At 71.6% G+C, this 17,511-nt stretch carries 13 protein-coding genes and 1 riboswitch; of the genes, 9 read left to right on the forward strand and 4 right to left on the reverse strand.

The genetic code is table 11. The features are described 5' to 3' along the window. The first annotated feature begins 4 nt into the window (after positions 1–4). A riboswitch (cobalamin riboswitch) is annotated at positions 5–307 on the forward strand. 141 nt (positions 308–448) lie between these two features. The 3 genes from ACFO6Q_RS16620 (at position 449) to ACFO6Q_RS16630 (ending at position 4,988) form a co-directional block, all read left to right on the forward strand. Continuing rightward, the gene (locus ACFO6Q_RS16620; RefSeq protein ID WP_380022235.1) at positions 449–2,287 is read left to right on the forward strand and encodes a TonB-dependent receptor domain-containing protein; all 1,839 of its coding nucleotides are present in this window, start codon (positions 449–451) and stop codon (positions 2,285–2,287) included. Between the two features lie 221 nt (positions 2,288–2,508). Beyond that, positions 2,509–4,650: a DUF1631 domain-containing protein gene (locus ACFO6Q_RS16625; protein ID WP_380022255.1), complete on the forward strand. Its 2,142-nt coding sequence runs from the start codon at positions 2,509–2,511 to the stop codon at positions 4,648–4,650. After that, positions 4,647–4,988 (forward strand): PilZ domain-containing protein, encoded by a 342-nt coding sequence (locus ACFO6Q_RS16630; RefSeq protein WP_380022236.1) that lies wholly within the window; start codon positions 4,647–4,649, stop codon positions 4,986–4,988. Before ACFO6Q_RS16625 ends, ACFO6Q_RS16630 begins: the two co-directional genes overlap by 4 nt. Positions 4,989–5,003: 15 nt before the next feature. Here ACFO6Q_RS16630 and ACFO6Q_RS16635 read toward each other — a convergent pair whose 3' ends face one another. Then, positions 5,004–5,675: a TetR/AcrR family transcriptional regulator gene (locus ACFO6Q_RS16635; RefSeq protein ID WP_380022237.1), complete on the reverse strand. Its 672-nt coding sequence runs from the start codon at positions 5,673–5,675 to the stop codon at positions 5,004–5,006. 406 nt (positions 5,676–6,081) lie between these two features. Here ACFO6Q_RS16635 and ACFO6Q_RS16640 point away from each other — a divergent pair, with 406 nt between their 5' ends. From ACFO6Q_RS16640 to ACFO6Q_RS16650, 3 genes are all read left to right on the forward strand, one after another. Beyond that, entirely contained in the window at positions 6,082–6,441 is a 360-nt protein-coding gene (locus ACFO6Q_RS16640) for a hypothetical protein (RefSeq protein WP_380022238.1), read from the forward strand. 116 nt (positions 6,442–6,557) lie between these two features. Beyond that, positions 6,558–7,211 carry a protein-L-isoaspartate O-methyltransferase family protein gene (locus tag ACFO6Q_RS16645; RefSeq protein WP_380022256.1) on the forward strand — a complete coding sequence of 218 codons (654 nt, stop codon included), beginning with the start codon at positions 6,558–6,560 and terminating at the stop codon, positions 7,209–7,211. Positions 7,212–7,263: 52 nt separating this feature from the next. Next, entirely contained in the window at positions 7,264–8,643 is a 1,380-nt protein-coding gene (locus ACFO6Q_RS16650; RefSeq protein WP_380022239.1) for a TolC family outer membrane protein, read from the forward strand. A gap of 6 nt (positions 8,644–8,649) precedes the next feature. On the opposite strand, the gene waaA is transcribed toward ACFO6Q_RS16650, so the two are convergent. Next, the gene (waaA, locus tag ACFO6Q_RS16655) at positions 8,650–9,987 is read right to left on the reverse strand and encodes a lipid IV(A) 3-deoxy-D-manno-octulosonic acid transferase (protein ID WP_380022240.1); all 1,338 of its coding nucleotides are present in this window, start codon (positions 9,985–9,987) and stop codon (positions 8,650–8,652) included. A 150-nt stretch (positions 9,988–10,137) separates the two neighbouring features. Between waaA and lpxL the strand changes: the two genes are divergently transcribed. Genes lpxL through ACFO6Q_RS16670 form a run of 3 tightly spaced genes read left to right on the forward strand, consistent with a single transcriptional unit; the run spans position 10,138 to position 15,174 of the window. Then, positions 10,138–11,064, forward strand: a complete 927-nt coding sequence (gene lpxL, locus ACFO6Q_RS16660; protein WP_380022241.1) for an LpxL/LpxP family Kdo(2)-lipid IV(A) lauroyl/palmitoleoyl acyltransferase — start codon at positions 10,138–10,140, stop codon at positions 11,062–11,064. A 25-nt stretch (positions 11,065–11,089) separates the two neighbouring features. Next, positions 11,090–13,792, forward strand: a complete 2,703-nt coding sequence (locus ACFO6Q_RS16665) for a DUF2339 domain-containing protein (RefSeq protein ID WP_380022242.1) — start codon at positions 11,090–11,092, stop codon at positions 13,790–13,792. After that, positions 13,789–15,174, forward strand: coding sequence for a DUF3999 domain-containing protein (locus ACFO6Q_RS16670; RefSeq protein WP_380022243.1), 1,386 nt, complete (start codon positions 13,789–13,791; stop codon positions 15,172–15,174). The genes ACFO6Q_RS16665 and ACFO6Q_RS16670 overlap by 4 nt, the downstream gene beginning before the upstream one ends. On the opposite strand, the gene ACFO6Q_RS16675 is transcribed toward ACFO6Q_RS16670, so the two are convergent. Both ACFO6Q_RS16675 and ACFO6Q_RS16680 read right to left on the reverse strand, forming a co-directional pair. Then, complete coding sequence (locus ACFO6Q_RS16675; protein ID WP_380022244.1) at positions 15,134–16,408, reverse strand: O-antigen ligase family protein; 1,275 nt, start codon at positions 16,406–16,408, stop codon at positions 15,134–15,136. The two genes, ACFO6Q_RS16670 and ACFO6Q_RS16675, sit on opposite strands and share 41 nt — an antisense overlap. Beyond that, positions 16,401–17,510 carry a glycosyltransferase gene (locus tag ACFO6Q_RS16680; RefSeq protein ID WP_380022245.1) on the reverse strand — a complete coding sequence of 370 codons (1,110 nt, stop codon included), beginning with the start codon at positions 17,508–17,510 and terminating at the stop codon, positions 16,401–16,403. Before ACFO6Q_RS16680 ends, ACFO6Q_RS16675 begins: the two co-directional genes overlap by 8 nt. Position 17,511 lies beyond the last annotated feature (1 nt).

The following is a 17,511-nucleotide window of genomic DNA, read 5'->3' on the forward strand; positions in this document are numbered from 1 at the left end:
GACTACACTGCGCGCCGCCGCAGGTGCCCCGCCGCGGACCATCGCGCCGGGGTGAAACGGGAAGTGGGTGAGATGGGTTTCCGGCGATCGTTCCCGATCGCGGAAACAGGGAGCGATCCGCTCCCGCCGTCGATGCCCACGCTGCCCCCGCAACGGTAGGCGAGTCCGACTCGATCCAATGCCACTGCCGCATCCGCGGCGGGAAGGCGATCGAGTCGACGCGCCGGAAGGCTCCGCGACCCCGGTCGCAGACTCTTCCGACGCGTCGCTCGCGAGCCCGGAGACCGGCCTGCGCTCTCGTCGTTCGTGCCCGGGCAACTCCCGCCGGCGCGACGACGATCAGCTCCAGGCGTTGCGGCGGGCAACGGACGGGCACGGGCGTCCGTCGTCGTGCGCGTTCCTCCTCCACAGCCTGGCCACGCGGGTGTGCGACAGGAGGAAACCCATCATGCTTCGCCGTTCCATGCTTTTCATCGCGCTTTCCGGCGCACTCTGCGCAAACGCCAGCGCCGACGAGGAACAACTGCAGCCGACCGTGCAGGTGACCGCTTCGCGCGTCGCCGAGACGGTCGATTCGGCCCTGGCCGACGTCAGCGTCATCACGCGCGAGGACATCGACGCCAGCGTCGCACGCGACGCGATCGATCTGCTCCGCCTCGAAGCCGGCGTCGACCTGTACCGCACCGGTGGCGCCGGCCAGCAGACCTCGCTGTTCCTGCGCGGCACCAACTCCAACCAGGTGCTGGTACTGATCGACGGCGTGCGCGTGTCCTCGCAGAACACCGGCGCATTCGCGTTCGAGCAGCTGCCGCTCGACACAGTCGAGCGCATCGAGATCGTGCGCGGTCCACGCGCCAGCTACTGGGGTTCCGACGCGATCGGCGGCGTGATCCAGATCTTCACGCGCAAGCTGGAAGGTCCGCGCGTGGCGCTCGGCTACGGCAGCTACGGCGACGCCGACGGCAGCGCCGGCATCGGCCACTGGAACGGCACGGACGGCTACAGCGTGCAGGTCGGCGCGCGCCACGTCGGCGGCTTCTCGGCGACCAACCGCCGCATCTGCAACGGGCCGGACGACCCGTTCTGCATCTTCAACCCCGACGACGACAGCTACCGCAACAAGAACTTCACCGGCCGCGCCGCGCACGCATTCGGCAGCCAGGTGCTGTCGGCCTCGCTGTACCGCAGCCAGGCCGAAGTGCAGTTCGACCAGGGCTACTCGGACGTCATCGAGCAGTCCGGCGGCGTCAACCTCGAGGGCGCGCTCGGCGAGAACTGGAACCATCGCCTGGCCTTCGGCAACTCGCGCGAGGATCTGGAAACCCCGGCGTTCACCACGCTGCACCGCACGCGCCGCAACAGCCTGCTGTGGCAGAACGAGTTCCGCCTGGACGAACACCAGCGCCTGGTCGCCGGCGTGGATTTCGTGCGCGAGAAGGGCGAGACGCGCGACACCTTCAGCGGCACCACCGTCTACGAACGCGAACGCGACAACCGCGCCGCGTTCGGCGGCTGGCGCGGCGACTTCGGCGCACTCGACACCGAGATCGCGCTGCGCCACGACGACAACGGCGATTTCGGCGGCGCCACCACCGGCTCGCTGGCGCTGGGCTGGCGCTTCAGCCCGCTGCTGCGCGCCTACGCCAACGTCGGCCGCGGCTTCCGCGCGCCGACCATGAACGAGCTGTTCCATCCCGGCTACGGCGGCTACTTCGCCGGCAATCCGGACCTCGACCCGGAGCGCTCGCGCAGCGCCGAGGTCGGCGTCGAGTTCGCGCCCGACGCGAACCAGCGCTTCAAGGCCAACCTGTACACCGCGCGGGTCAAGGACCTGATCAGCTTCACCGGTCCGCAGAACCGCGCCGAGAACATCGCCAAGGCCGAGATCGACGGCGCCGAGTTCGAGTACCAGCTCAAGCTCGACGCCTGGTCGCTGCGCGCCAACTACACCTGGATGGACGCGCGCAACGGCGACACCGACCAGCCGCTGCTGCGGCGGCCGAAGCAGAAGGTCACCGGCGTGATCGAGCGCTCGTTCGGCGAACGCTGGCGCGCCGGCGCGGAGATCGTCTACGCCGGGCGCCGCGACGACGTCGGCGGCAGCGGAACCGTCGACCTGGCCTCCTACACGCTGCTCAACCTGCGCGCCGGCTTCACCCTCAGCCCGGACTGGAGCCTTGCCGCCCGCGTCGAGAACCTGACCGATCGCGACTACGAACTGGTGCGTGGCTACAACACGACCGGGCGCTCCGGCTTCCTCGAGGTGATCTGGCAGCCGTCGCGTTGATGTGACGTGATGTGACACGGCCGCCGCAGGACGCGGCGGCGTGCCAGAATAGCCCCCGTCCGGACGGCCTCCGCCCGGACGCAGGGGGCGCTGGGCCGCGCGATGCGTGCCCGGCGTAAACGAGGATCTCGTCCGGCGGCGCCCGCCCGTGCGTCGCCGCAGGGAGAAGGACGATTCGCGACTACGGCGCAACGCTTGCTTCGCTGTCCCAGCGAACCGACCTGCCGCCGCGGGTACGCGCGGCGCTCGACGATCTGCTGCGCACCGCCTGCGCGCATTTCGGAGCCGCTCTGCCGCAGGCCCTGGACGAGATCGATCGCGCGCTGTTCAAGCTGGCCGAGCGCGCCGCCAGCAACGCGCAGCAACAGACCCTGTTCGAAAGCCTGGGCGAGCTGAGGCGCAAGCGCACCGACCTCGTGCCGCGTTTCCTGCAGCACGCCGAATCGACTCTGGCGCGGCTGCGCAGCGGTGCGCCTCCGCAGGCACCCGCTCCGCTCCCCACGCCCGCGCTCGAACTGGTCGATCCTTCGGTGCTCGAGGAAGACCTGGCCCTGCGCGAGATCGCCGGCAAGTCGGAGATCCGCAACAGCCAGGCGCTGTACGCGATCGCGCACCGGTTGGGCGTGCTCGGCGCGACCCCGGCGCTGCCCTACGAAGTGCTGCCGCTGGGGCCGGCGCGACTGGTGGAGGCATTCCGTCACGCGCTCGGCGATCTGGACTTCGGCGTCGAAAGGCGCGTGCATGCCTGCCGCATCTTCGATCGCACGGCGATGGCGACGCTCGGGCGCTTCTACGAGACGATCAACGCGCAGCTCGCGGCGCGAGGCATCCTGCCGCATCTGCACTGGAGCGCCACGCGCCCGCGCCCTGCCGCGTCGACGCCTTCGGCGGAGATGCCGCCGCCGACGCAACCGCCATCCGCCGGAACGCCAGCGCCGGAGCCGGCGCATGCGGACGATGCCGGCCTCTTCGATACGCTTTACCGGCTGCTCGCCACGCGCCGCCGCCGCGGCGACGGCCCGGCGCAGGCCGCGACGCCCTCGGCCACGCCGGCCAGCCGCGACGACCTGCAGAGCCTGCTCGGCGCATTGCAGCGGGAGCAGTCCGCGCCTTTCGAAGCGCGCGGCGACGAACCGCCCCACGACACCGCGCAGTTCAAGCGCGAGCTGTTCGACCGCCTGCGCAAGGCCGGCCCGCACGGCAGCGCGCTGCGTCTGGTCGACGACGACGTCGACACGATCGAGCTGGTCGGCCTGCTGTTCGAGTACATCGGCGCGAACCTGCGCGCGAACAGCGGCGCACGCGCGCTGCTGAACCGACTGCACGTGCCGGTGCTGCGCGTCGCGCTCGGCGATCGCAGCTTCTTCACCCGCCGCTCGCACCCCGCGCGCGAACTGCTGAACACGATCGCCGAGACCGGCGAGCGCTGGATCGACGAAAGCGATTCCGACCCGGACCTGTCCGCCAAGATGCGCCTCGTCGTCGACAGCGTCAGCGCCGACTACGACGGCGACCTGACGCTGTTCGAGAATCTGCTCTCCGACCTCGGCCGGCACATGCAGCTGCTGGCGCGGCGCGCGGAGGTGTTCGAGCGCCGCCAGGTCGACGCCGCCCGCGGCCGCGAGAAGCTCGAGGTCGCACGCGCCACGGCGCGCGGCGCGATCGCGCAGGCGCTGCGCGACGGCTCACCGACAGACGCGGTACGCAATCTGCTGGACCAGGCCTGGACAGACGCCCTCGCGCTCAGCGCACTGCGCCACGGCAGCAGCAGCGCGGAATTCCGGCGCCGGCTCGCCGTCGCCTCGGCCCTGGTCCGCAGCGGCGGACCGGCGGCGCTGGACGCCGCGATCCGGCAGGAGCTGGAAGCCGGCCTCGGCGAGGTCGGCGTGCACGCCGACGACACCGCACGCCTGATCGCCGGCCTCGATCGCGCAATCGAGGGCGCGGCCGGGACGCCGCCGCAACCGCAGCCCGCCGACGACACCGCGCCGGTGAAGGCGCGTTTCGGCGAACAGATCGCGCCCGTCGAAGCTGCCGTGAAGCCGCAGCCGATCCCGCTGAATGCGGTCGAGACGGCGACGCTCGAACGCCTGCGCGAAGTCCCGTTCGGTACCTGGTTCGTCTTCACGCTGAACCAGCAGGGCGCCTCGGTGCGGCGCAAGCTCGCCTGGTTCTCCACCGTCACGCGGCGCTGCCTGTTCGTCAACCAGCGCGGCGCGCGCTGCGACGACCGCACGCTCGACCAGCTGGCGCGCGACATCGTGCGCGGCCAGGTGCGCATCGAGGTGCCGCCGCAGTCTTCGCTGATCGACCGCGCCTGGAAGGCCATCGTCGAGGCGCTGTCGCAACAGGAGGCATCGTGATCGAGAAACGTCGGCTTCCGCGCAAGCGCCCGGCCGCTCCGCTGCAGGTGATCGACGCGATGACCGGCCTGGTCGTCGGCCAGATCGGCAATCTCTCGCTGGAGGGCATGATGCTGCTGGCGGACGTCGCGATCACGGACGACGCGCTGTACCAGTTCTCGTTCCAGCTGCCAGACGAACACGGCCGGCTGCAGCCGATCGAGGTCGGCGTGCACGAGCTCTGGAGCGATCCGACGCACCGCCCCGGCCGCTACTGGGCGGGGTTCCGCTTCATCGACCTCGGCGAGGCCGAAGCGGGCGTCCTGCGGAAATGGCTGGGGCTTTCGGCGGCCCCCTGAGGACCGCCGCGGCCGTCAGGCGACCGGCTTGATCATCGCCGCGCGCTCCGCGCACGGCGCGTAGGCGCGCAGGAAGAACTCGACCGTCGCCCGCACGTGGGCGTCCACATCCTCCGGCGTCATCGGCTGCGAGCAGCCGCACAGCATGCGCGCGTGCAGCTCGCCCTTGATCAGGGCGAAGAATTGCGACGTCGCGCGCGAGGCGTCGTCGATGTCGAGCTGGCCGTCCTCGATTTCCTGGCGCAGGAACTTCTCGAAGTCGTCGTGCACCAGGCGCGGACCCGAATCCCAGAACAGCTGCGCGAGCTTCTGCGACGACGCCGTGCCGGCCGTGATCAGACGATGCAGCGCGATCGATTCGGGCCGCGTGATCAGCGCGAAGAACGCGCGCCCGATCGCTTCCAGCTGGCGCCGCACCGGCGCCTTGCGGTCGATCGAGAACAGCGTGGCCGGCATCTGCTCCTGGCAGCGCTCGCGGATCGCCGCGACGAACAGCGTCTCCTTGTCGGTGAAATGACTGTAGACCGTGAGCTTGGACACACCCGCTTCGGCGGCGATCGCATCCATGCTGGTGCCTTCGAAACCCGAATGCGGGAACAGGCGCTTGGCCGCCTCGAGGATGGCGGCACGCTTTTCGAGGTCCTTCGGACGGCCCGGGCCGCAGGACTTGGCGATGGCTAGAGTCATGGCATCACTACTGGACTGCTGAGTTCATTTACTATACTATACCGGTCGGTACATGAACAGTTCGAGCGCGATTTTAAAGCCTGCGCACGACGGCCGAACAGGTGGAGGGGCTCCGGACGGAGATTTCGGAGCTGCCGGCGGCCCTTGAAAGATCCTGTCCCCGTGCCCCAGTTCAAGTCTCTCGCCGCGTCGCCCGGGAAATCTCCCCTCCCGCACCCGGACGACGCGGTCGAGAGCATCAGCACCAAGGTGGTCCGGCATCTCTCGACGCCGGACCTTTTCATATCCGGACAACCCGTTTCCGCATTGGCGCGTGTCTTGCTAGGAGGGACACCATGCAACCTTGTCGGCGTATCGAGCATCTCCATGTCGCAGTCCGTACGGCCGCCGGTTCGAGGGTCCTTCCATGAACACGACCGCGACCGCTGCGAGCGAGCAATTCCACGGCGGAAACGCCCCTCTGCCGCTGCGCCTGGCACAGCGGGCCTTCGCCGCGCTGGCCGAAGCGCGACGCGGCCCCACCGGAGCGTTCCGCCTCGCGCAGCTGCGCAGCGCGGCGCGGCGGACATTGTCCGCACTGTCCGCGGACGACCACGCGCACCTGCAGCGGTGGCTGGGGCTGCAGCTGGCCAGCGGCGGGGCCCAGGCGGCGGACGCGCTGCGCCTGTTCGCGCGGGTCGATGCCGCCCTGGCCGCGCAGATCGGGGCCGCGCTGGTGCGCACGCGCGAGGAACTGTTCCCTGCGGGCACCGGAACGGCCGCTTGAACGCGGTGACTTCCGGCACTTCGCGGTTTCGCAACGCGTCAAGGTAGATTGCAGCAAGCTCGGGGAGTGCCTATGCTCCCGATCCTTTTGTTTGCCGGTTGGAGTTGCCCGCGATGATGAACACCGAGCTGGCCAGACAGAACATGGTCGAGAACCAGGTACGCCCCTCGGAAGTGCTCGATGCGCGCGTGCTCGACACGCTGCGCAACGTGCGTCGCGAGGAGTTCGTTCCGGCACGCCACCGCAACCTCGCCTTCGCCGACCTGGCGCTGCCGATCGGCCACGGCGAGACGATGCTCAAGCCGATCGTCGAGGGCCGCATCCTGCAGGCGATCGCCCCCGAAGCCGGTGACCGCGTGCTGGAGATCGGCACCGGCAGCGGCTTCCTGACCGCCTGTCTGGCCCACCTGGCCGACTTCGTGGTCAGCGTCGAGCGGCACGCCGACCTGTCGGAGACCGCCGGCGCCCATCTGGCCGCGGCGCAGATTCGCAACGCCCGCCTTGAAATCGCCGACGCCGTCCGCGATTTCACGACCGGCGAACAGTTCGATGCGGTCGTCGTCGGCGGTGCGGTGCACGCGCTGCCGGACCGCTTCCGCTCCTGGGTCAAACCTGGCGGTCGCCTGTTCGCGATCGTCGGCGATTCGCCGGTGATGCAGGCTACGCTGTTCCGGCGCGTCGACGAGACGCACTGGCAGCACGAAGTCCTGTTCGAAACCGATGTGCCGTACCTGAAGAATGCCGAGCCGCCGCGCCGCTTCTCCCTTTGAAGCGCGCGGCACAGGAAAGCCCCAACTTCCCGAGGATCATCGAATGATACGCATGAGTTCACTGTCGCTGGCGCTGCTGCTGGCGTGCGGCGCATCCGCCGCGCAGGCCGACGACCTGATCCAGGTCTACCAGGAGGCACGCGTATCCGACCCGACCCTGGCCGGGGCCGAATCGACCAAGCTGGCGACCGACGAGAACGTCGACCAGGCGCGTTCGTTCCTGCTGCCGCAGCTCGGCGCGAACATCGACTACACGCGCTCGCGCACCGGCAACGACGCCGACGGCACGCTGCGCAGCGACGACCCGAACGAACTGCCGCTGCCGTACACCAGCACCACCACGACCAGCCACACGCGCACCTACGGCGTGTCGCTGAACCAGAGCATCCTCGACATCAGCAAGTGGACTGCGCTGAAGTCGAGCAAGTACACCGCGCAGGCCGGCGACGCCACGTATACCGCGGCCCAGCAGCAGTTGATGATCGACGCCGCGCAGGCGTACTTCAACGTGCTCTCCGCGATCGACGCGCTGAAGTTCGCCGATGCCAACGAGAAGGCGCTGGCGCGTCAGCTGGAGCAGGCGCAGCAGCGCTTCGAGGTCGGCCTCGCCGCGATCACCGACGTCAACGACGCCAAGGCGAACCACGACCAGGCCGTCGCCAGCGTGATCAGCAACCAGAACAACGTCGACACCGCGCGCGAATCCGTGCGCCGGCTCACCAACAAGGAGCCCGGCGAATTCAAGAAGCTGCGCGAGAGCCTGCCGCTCGACCATCCCACGCCGGACGATCCGACCGCCTGGGTCGACGTCGCGCTGAAGCAGAATCCGGCCCTGAGCTCGGCCGCGCTGCAGGTCGACGCCGCGAACGCGGACATCAACACCGCGCGCGCCGGCCACCTGCCGACGATCACCGGCCGGCTGAACTATTCCAAGAGCTCGCAGTGGGGCGACACCCGCTATGGCGGCCTCGGCGGTCCGTTCCACGACGGTGCCGGCGACCCGAAGTGGGGTCCGTCGGTCACGCTCTCGCTGAGCGTGCCGATCTTCAGCGGCGGCTACACGCAGTCGCGCGTGCGCCAGGCAGTCCACCAGCGCGACTTCGCGCAGGACCAGTTCGAGTTCAACCGCCGCCTGGTCGAGGCGAACACGCGCAACAGCTATCGCTCGGTCATCGCCGGCGCCAGCCAGGTCGAGGCGACCAAGGCGGCCGTGGTCTCGGCGCAGAGCTCGGTGGAAGCGACCCAGGCCGGCTACGAAGTCGGCACGCGCACCATCGTCGACGTGCTGATCAGCCAGCAGACCCTGCTGAACGCGCAGAGCCAGTACTCGGCCGCGCGCCACGCGTTCGTCATGAACGGCCTGCTGCTCAAGCAGGCGGCCGGCGTGGTCGAGCTGAAGGATCTCGAAGCGGTCAACGCCCTGCTGGAGTGACGCAGGCTACGGATCGGGAGCGACGGGCATCGGACGCTGGTTCCGATTCCCGGCTCCCGATTCCGCATTGCCGGCCTGCGCCAGCACGTCCTCGACGATCGCCATCGTCCGCGCGACCGCTCCACGCTCGCGCTCCATGACCGCACGCGCCGCCTCGCCCATGCTGCGACGCTCGACGTCGCGCGACAGCAGACGCACCACCGCCGGCCCGAGCGCATCGGGATCGGCAATGCGCATCACCGCCCCGGCCGTAATCAGGTCCTCGGTCACTTCGGCGAAATTGAAGGTCTGCGGACCGACGACCACCGGCCGCGCCAGCGCCGCCGGCTCCAGCAGGTTGTGGCCGCCGACCGGCACCAGGCTGCCGCCGACGAAGGCGACGTCCGCCGCCGCGTAGAACGCGAGCAGCTCACCCATCGAATCGATCACGAAGCACTGGCAGGTCGGGTCCGCGCCGCCCTTCTCGCTGCGCGTGAGCGTGCGGAAGCCGAACGCGCGACAGGCCGCGGCGAACGGCTTGAAACGCTCCGGATGGCGCGGCGCGACCAGCAGCAGCGCGTCGGGAAAACGCCGCAGCACCGCTGCGTGCGCCTTCAGCACGACCAGCTCCTCGCCCTCGTGCGTGCTCGCCGCGATCCACACCGGACGGCCGCCGCCGGCGGCGGCGCGGAAGGCGACGCCGCTCTCGACCACGCCTTCCGGGACGGTCATGTCGAACTTCAGGTTGCCGACCACGGCAAGCTTGGGCTCGGCCGCGCCGAGCGTGCGCAGACGCTCCTCGTCGGAAGCCGACTGCGCGGCGACGAAGCTCGCGCAGCGGATCGCGCGCCGCACCAGCGGCTGGATCGGCCAGTAGCCGCGCAGCGACTTCTCCGACAGCCGCGCGTTCGCCACCACGATCGACACGCCGCGCTCGGCGCAGGCCATGAACAGGTTCGGCCAGATCTCGGTTTCCATGATCACGGCCAGCCGCGGCCGCACGCGGTCGAGGAAGCGCCGCACCGCGGTGGTCAGGTCGTACGGCAGGTAGACGTGGAACACGCGATCGCCGAACAGCTGCAGCACGCGATCCGATCCCGTCGGCGTCACCGTGGTGATCACGAACGGCGTGTCCCGGTAACGGCACATCAGCGCCTCGATCAGCGGCACGGCCGCGTTGACCTCGCCGAGCGAGACGGCGTGGATCCAGATGCTGTCCTTGATGCCCGGGTCGGCGAAGAAGCCGAAGCGCTCGCGCCAGCGCGCGAGGTAACCGTGGTACTTGAAGCCGCGCGCGGCCAGCCGGTAGACGACGAACGGCGTCAGCAGGTACAGCGTCAGGGTGTAGATGAAGCGCTGGAACACGGCTCGGTTCGGCTGCGGGAAAACGGCGCAGTATAGCTTTCGCGCCGCCGGGCACCGTCGCGCCGTTCGCGGCGGCAGGATTCCCGCCGCCCGCGGCATCGCGGTCCGCCGCGACGATCCCGCCGCACTCGTGCCGCTACAATCGCGCCGATGCCGCAGCCCGCCCCGCCGTTCCGCCCCGCCCTGCTCGCACCGCGCCACTGGCCCGCCTGGATCGGCCTGGGCCTGATCCGCCTCGCCGCTCTCCTGCCGTACCGCTGGCTGCTGAGGATCGGCCGCGGCTTCGGCTGGCTGGCGGCGCGCGGCCTGCGCGACCGCCGCGAGGTCGCCGCGCGCAACCTGGAGTTGTGCTATCGGCAGCTCGACCCGGCCGCACGCGCCGCCATGCTCGAGGAAAACCTGCGCGACAGCGGCGTCATGCTGGTCGAGTTCGCGCTGGCCTGGATGGGCTCGGAACGCGCGATCGGGCGCATCCCGCTGCGCATCGAGGGACTGCATCATCTCGAAGCCGCCCGCGCGCAGGGCCGCGGCGTGCTGCTGGTCGGCGCGCATTTTTCCCATCTGGAATTGTGCGCGCGGCTGGTCTCGCAGCGCGTGCGCATCGCCGGCATGTACCGCGAGCACGAGGACGCCGCGTTCGAATGGGCGATCAAGCGCGCGCGACTGGCCTACGCCGACGCGATGTTCACCAAGGACGAGCTGCGCCAGAGCGTGCGCTGGCTGAAGAGCGGCGGCACGATCTGGTACGCGCCCGACCAGGACATGCGCGGCAAGGACGCAGTGTTCGCGCCGTTCTTCGGCGTGCCGGCTTCGACGATCACGGCGACGCATCACCTGGCGCGGCTGTCGGGCGCGCGGGTGATCGCGTTCTTTCATCGCCGCCTCGACGACGGCGGCTACGAGATCCGCCTCGAAGCGCCGCTGGAAGATTTCCCCGGCACCGACGTCGTCGCCGACACCGCCCGCGTGAACGCCTGCATCGAACGCATGGTGCGCGCGGCACCGACGCAGTACCTTTGGATGCACAAGCGCTTCAAGACGCGACCGCCCGGGGAGGCGGACGTGTACCGTCGATGACGCGCACACCGACCGGGGAGATCGCATGACCTTGCTGGGCATCCTGGCCGCCTTCGTCGCCGGCGCCGTCATCGCGTTCCAGACCGAGTCGCTGCCGATCGGCCTGTTCAGCGGCATCGGCATCGGCTTCGTGCTGGCACGCCTGCAGACGCTGACGCAGGCCGTGACCCGCCTGCAGGGCGAGATCGCCGAGCTGCGGCGTGCGCAGGCCGGTCCGCGCACGGCTGCGCCGGCGCCCGAGGCGAGCGTCGCCGCGCCGCCGACGCCGACGCAGGAAGCCGCGACGGACGCCGTTGCACCGATCGCGACATCGATACCGGAAGAAGCCGCTCCCGCACCGGCGGCGCCGATCGCGACGCCGGCCGCCGAGCCGCTGCGCGTTCCGTCGCCGCGCGCCGCCGAAGCCGCGCCGAGCGCGCCGGGCCTCGTCGAAAACCTCGCCGCGGCGCTCAAGCGCTGGTTCACCGAAGGCAACGTGCCGGTCAAGATCGGCATGCTCGTGCTGTTCGCCGGCGTCGCCGCCCTGCTCAAGCTCGCCTCGGACCAGGGCTGGCTCAGCGTGCCGATCGAATTTCGTCTGGCCGGCGTCGCCGCCGCCGCGATCGCCGGACTGGCGTTCGGCTGGCGCCAGCGCCGTCTGCGGCGCAGCTTCGCGCTCGGCCTGCAGGGCGGCGCGATCGGCGTGCTGCTGCTGACCGTCTTCGCCGCGTTCCGCCTCTACGGCCTGCTGCCGCCGGGCGCAGCGTTCGCGCTGATGCTCGTGCTGGTCGCCGGCGCCGGCGTGCTCGCCGTGCTGCAGGATTCGCTCGCGCTCGCCGTGCTCGGCATCCTCGCCGGCTTCGCCGCGCCGATTCTGATCTCCACCGGCAGCGGCAACCACGTGGTGCTGTTCGCCTACTACGCGCTGCTGAACCTGGCCGTGCTGGCGATCGCCTGGCTGCGGCCGTGGCGCGCGCTGAACCTGCTCGGATTCTTCTTCACCTACGCGATCGGCACCGCCTGGGGCGTGCTGCGCTACCGCAGCGAGCTGTTCGCCAGCACCGAGCCGTTCCTGCTGATCTACTTCGCGATCTATCTGGCGATTCCGGTGCTGTACGCGCGGCGCCGCGATCCGCAGCGGCGCGACCTCGTCGACGGCACCCTGGTGTTCGGCAATCCGCTGGTCGCGTTCGCCCTGCAGGCCGCCCTGCTCGAAGGCGCGCGCCTGCCGCTGGCGTATTCGGCGCTGGCGCTGGCGGCGATCTACGCCCTGCTCGCCTGGCGCCTGCTGCCGCGCGAGCGCCTGCGCGTGCTCGGCGAATCGTTCGCCGTGCTCGCCGTCGGCTTCGCCACGCTGGCCGTGCCGCTCGCACTCAGCGCGCGTTCCACCGCATGCACCTTCGCGCTCGAAGGCGCGGCCCTGGTCTGGCTCGGCCTGCGCCAGGGGCGCCTGCTGCCGCGACTGAGCGGCCTGCTGCTGCAGGCGCTGGCCGCGGCGGCGTTCGGCTTCGGTCTGTTCGTCGACGGCACCGCCGGCGCGATGCCGATCGCCAACGGCAACTTCATCGGCGCCCTGCTGATCGCCGGCGCGGCCTTCGTCAGCGCCTGGCTGCACGGCCGCACGCCGACGCGGCCGCCGCTGGCGCTGCCGCTGTACCTGTGGGGCCTGGCCTGGTGGCTGGGCGCGGGCCTGGGCGAGATCGACCGCTTCGTCGATCCGGCCTTCCAGGTGCACGCCGCGTTCGCGTTCGCCTCGCTGACGGCGCTGCTCGCCGCGCTCACGTGGCGGCGCCTGTCGTCCGCCGCCCTGGCGTGGACGGCCGCCGCGATGGTTGCCGTCGCGCTGCTGTTCGTGCTCGACGGCGTCGACGGCGGCTCGCCGCTGTACCGCCCGGTGCCGCTCGCCGCGCTCGCCGCATACGCCGTCTTCGGCGGCTACGCCCTGCGCGTGCTGCGCGATGGCCCGGCGCTGCCCTTGCGCGTGGCGCACCTGTGCTGGCTGTGGACCTGGACCGCCGCCGCCGCGCTGCTGCTGTTCCAGCTCGCCGCGCGCGCGCAGCTCGCCGACGGCTGGGGCCTGGGCCTGGCCGCGCTGCCGCTGGTCGCCGCCTTCGCCCTCGCGCTGCTGCGCCCGGCGCTGCTCGCCCCGCCGGTGGGCGAGCGCTTCGCGGAGCACCGCCCTGCGCTACTCGTGTCACAGGCGATTGCGGGCGCGATCGTCTTCGTCGCCCTGCTCGCGCATGCCGGCGGCGCGGCGCCGTTGCCGTTCGTGCCGCTGCTCAACCCGGTCGAACTCGCGCAGATCGGGCTGCTGCTGTGCCTGGCGCGCTGGCTGTCCGATCCGGCCACGGCCGATTTCCCGCCGCCGCTGCGCACGCTGTCACTGGCGGTGGCCGGCTTCGCCTTCGTCACGATGGCGACGCTGCGCGCCGTGCACCACTACGAGGGCGTGTCGTGGGGCGCGCCGCTGTGGGATTCCAATCCCGCGCAGACCGCGCTGACGGTGGTCTGGAGCCTGGGCGGCGTGCTCGCCTGGATCCGCGGTTCGCGCCGCGGCCAGCGCGCGCTGTGGCTGGCCGGCGCGGTGCTGATGGGCCTGGTGCTGGCCAAGCTGCTGCTGATCGACCGGCTGCGCCTGGGCAACCTGTTCGGCATCGCCTCGTTCATCGCCTACGGCCTGCTGTGCACGGTGATCGGCTACTTCGCGCCGGCACCGGCGCGTGCGCCGGCCGAAAAGGAAAACGCATGATGCCGCGCCTGCTGCTCGCCCTCGCCGCAGCCGCGCTGCTGCGCACCGCCGCCGCCGCGGCGCCGGCGGACTACGCCTACACCTTTCCGATCGACACGGGCGCGGCCGGCGCGAGCAGTGCCTGGCGCGTGGAACTCACGCCCGAGGTCTACGCCTGGACGCGCGACGCCGAGCTGCGCGACCTGGCGATCTTCAACGCGGCCGGGCAGCCGGTCCCGTTCGCGCGTCTGGATGCCGCGCCCGAGCCGGTCGCGCGCGAACGCTTCCTCGCGCTGCCGACCTTGGCCCTGCCCGCGGCCGCGGCCGGCGGCAACGACCTGCGCCTGGTGATCGACCGCGACGCCGACGGCCGCCTGCGCCGCATCGACGCCGGCGAGCAGGCCGCCACCGCCCGGCGTTCGCGCGACTGGCTGATCGACGCCAGCGCGCTCGGCCGTTCCGTCGACGGCTTCGAGCTGCAATGGACGGAGCCGAAATCCGGCGTGTCGGCGCGCTTCTCGATCGCCGCCGGCGACGACCTGCAGGACTGGCGCGAACTCGGCGACGGCAGCGTGCTGGCGCTCGAGCAGAACGGCACGCGCATCGACCGCCGCACGCTCGCGTTCGAGCCGGTGCGCGCGCGCTACTTCCGCCTGCGCCGCCTCGACGACGGCGTCGACCTGGAAGGACTGTCGGCGCAGGCGCGCTCGACCGATCGCACGCAGGCCGACACGCCACTGGCGTGGCTGCGCGCCGAACCCGTTGCCGCGAGCGGCGCGACGACGACCAGCGGTGGCGGCGCATTCGACTACGCGCTGCCGGCCGCGCTGCCGGTCGAACGCGCGCGCGTCGAGCTGGCCGGCGACAACGCGCTGGCGCCGCTGGCGCTTTCGGCCAGGACCGGCGACGACGCGCAGCCGTGGCGGCCGCTGGTGCGCTTCGATGCGTTCCGCCTGCGCCAAGGCGAGCAGGTCCTGCACAACGACGACGTAGACCTGCCGCCCGGCGGACGCGTGCGCGAATGGCGCATCGAGGCGCGCACACCGCTGGCCGCAGCGCCGCGCCTGACGCTCGGCTACCGGCCGGACACGCTGGTGTTCCTCGCCGAAGGTGCCGGTCCGTACGTGCTGGCGGCCGGCAGCCGGCAGGCGCGCCATCCGGACTATCCGGTCGCCGCCGCGCTGGCCAGCCTGCGCGGCAAGCTCGGCCGCGACTGGCAACCGCCGCGCGCGACGCTCGGTGCCGCACGCGTCGGCGCCGGCGAAGCCGCGCTGCGCGAACCCGAGCCGCCGCTGCCGTGGCGGCGCTGGCTGCTGTGGGGCGTGCTCGCCGCGGGCGCCGCGCTGGTCGGCGGCTTCGCGCTCAGCCTGCTGCGCGAACGGAAGCGGGACCCGCAGGACTAGCCGGCTCGCGCACGGCCAGTGCCGCGCAGTACAGCGCGAGCAGCCACCAGAACAGCAGGCCCCACCACGCCGAGTAGAACGCGAGGTGGGTGTTCAGCGGAAAGCACATCGCGACCAAAGCCAGCCCCGGCGCCAGCGCGCGCTCGCGCGCGGCCGCGTCGGCGCGCCTCCAGGCGCGCAGCGCGAACCCGGCGCCGGTCAGCCACAGCAGCAGGCCGAACACGCCGGTCTCGCTGAGCACCTCGAGCACGATCTGGTGCGCGTGCGAGGCGCCGACGTCGCTGGCGGTGTCGACGAACTGGTCGCCCGGCGCGGCGTACTGCGGATAGGCGTAGCGGAAGCCGCGCACGCCGACGCCGTTGGACGGATGCGCCAGCGCCATCTTCGCCGCCGTGCGCCAGATGCGGATGCGTCCGGCGGAGGCGGCGTCGACCGCGGATTCGGTGCCATCCAGGGCCAGCAGGCTGCGCTGGATGCGCGCGCCGAACCGCTCCGAATCGCGCAGCGCGAGCGTGGCGAGCGCGGCGACGCCGAGCGCGGCGACCGCCAGCACGACGAGGAACTGGCGATGGCTGCGCGTCTCGCGCCAGGCCAGCAGCAGGCAGACCAGACCGTAGGCGAGCCAGGCCGCGCGCGAACCGGCGAGCAGGATCGGCGGCGACAGCAGCACGAAGGCGAGCGCGAGGCCGCTGCGTCCGAAGCGCGCGCGCGCGGCCAGCAGCACGAACGGCGACAGCACCGCCAGCGTCGGTCCGAGCTTGAGGTTGGCGGCGCCGAAGATGCCCGACAGGCGTTCCTTCTCGGCCGCGCCGCCCAGGCTGTGGCCGCTGGCCATCTGCACGTAGGCATCCGCCACCCAGCACAGCACCACCACGGCGACCGTCGTGCGCACCGCCGGCCAGCTCGCGTCGCGGCGCAGGGCCCACACCGTGAACAGCGCGAACGGCAGGAAGCGCAGCGTGACCGCGACGGTCGACCAGGTCTTGCCGGGCTCGATCGCGTTGATGCCGGAAACCAGGGCGGGCAGCCAGTAGCAGGCGAACAGCACGAGCACGAGGCGGTTGCCGTCGGCGCGCCAGTCCAGCCGTCCGCGCGCCAGCAGCACCAGCGCGGCGATCGCGCCGAGCACCACCGGCGCCTCGGCGCCGCGCCCGAACGGCAGCAGCACGGCCACCGCGAGCACGAGCGCGACCGGCCAGGCGGACAGGAACCGGCGCGCCGGCACGTCAGGCATGCGCCAGTTCGCGGTACAGCGCCAGCGTCGCTTCCTGCATGTCGGCGAGGCGATAGCGCGGCAGCGGCGCGATCGCCGGCGCGAAACGCAGCAGCTCGGCGGCGCGTTCGGTCAGCCGCTCGCGGTCGCCCGGCGGCACGCGGCCGGCCGGATACAGGTCGGCCAGCAGCTCGCCGACGCCGCCGTGGTCGTAGCCGAGCACCGGGCGGCACAGCGCGATCGCCTCGACCACCGTGCGGCCGAACGACTCGGGCTTGTTCGACAGCTGCAGCACCAGCGCCGAGCAGGCGTACACGTCACGGGCGTCGTCGCGCTGCGCACTGATCGCCAGACGGTCGGCCACGCCGCGCGCGGCGGCCAGCTGTTCCAGCTCGGCGATGTAGGCCTCGCGCCCGACCTGGCGCGCGCCGAGCAGGAGCAGGCGCGTGTCGATGCCGCGCGCCTTCAGGTCGGCGATCAGCTCGATCGCGTCGGCATGCCCCTTCAGGCGGGTGCCGCGGCCGGGCAGGGTCAGCAGCGGCGCGCCGGCCAGCTGCGGGAATTCGGCGAAGAACCATTCGCGCCAGGTCGCGTCCGGCTGGTGGCCGTACGGGAACTGCGCCGGATCGATGCCGCGCGGGATCACCACCAGCTTGGCCGGATCGGTGCGCGGGTAGTGGCGCAGCAGGTAGTCGCGCACCGTGTTGGACACGCAGATCACGCGCTCGCCGCGCGTCATCACGGCGCTGTAGAAACCGGGGCTGTTGAGGCCGTGCGCGGTGGTCACGAAGCGCGGACGCTCGCGCCACGCGCGCAGCGCGAACCACGCCAGCCAGGCCGGCACGCGCGAGCGCGCGTGCACCAGATCGACGCGCTCGCGCTCGAACAGGGCGCGCAGCCTCGGCGCGCGGCCCAGGCTCGCCAGCGACTTGCGCGCGACGTCCAGCTCGACGTGCTCGCTGCCGGCGGCGACCAGCCGCTCGACCAGGCGCCCGCCGCAGGAGACGACGATCGAACGATGCCCGTCGGCGACCAGCGCCTGCGCGATCTCGAGCGTCGAGCGCTCGGCGCCGCCGGCGTCCAGCGCCGGAACCAGTTGCACGACGGTGAGCTTGCGCGACACG

It is taken from the genome of Dokdonella ginsengisoli, from assembly GCF_042652785.1.
Classification (GTDB): Bacteria; Pseudomonadota; Gammaproteobacteria; order Xanthomonadales; family Rhodanobacteraceae; genus Dokdonella_A; species Dokdonella_A ginsengisoli.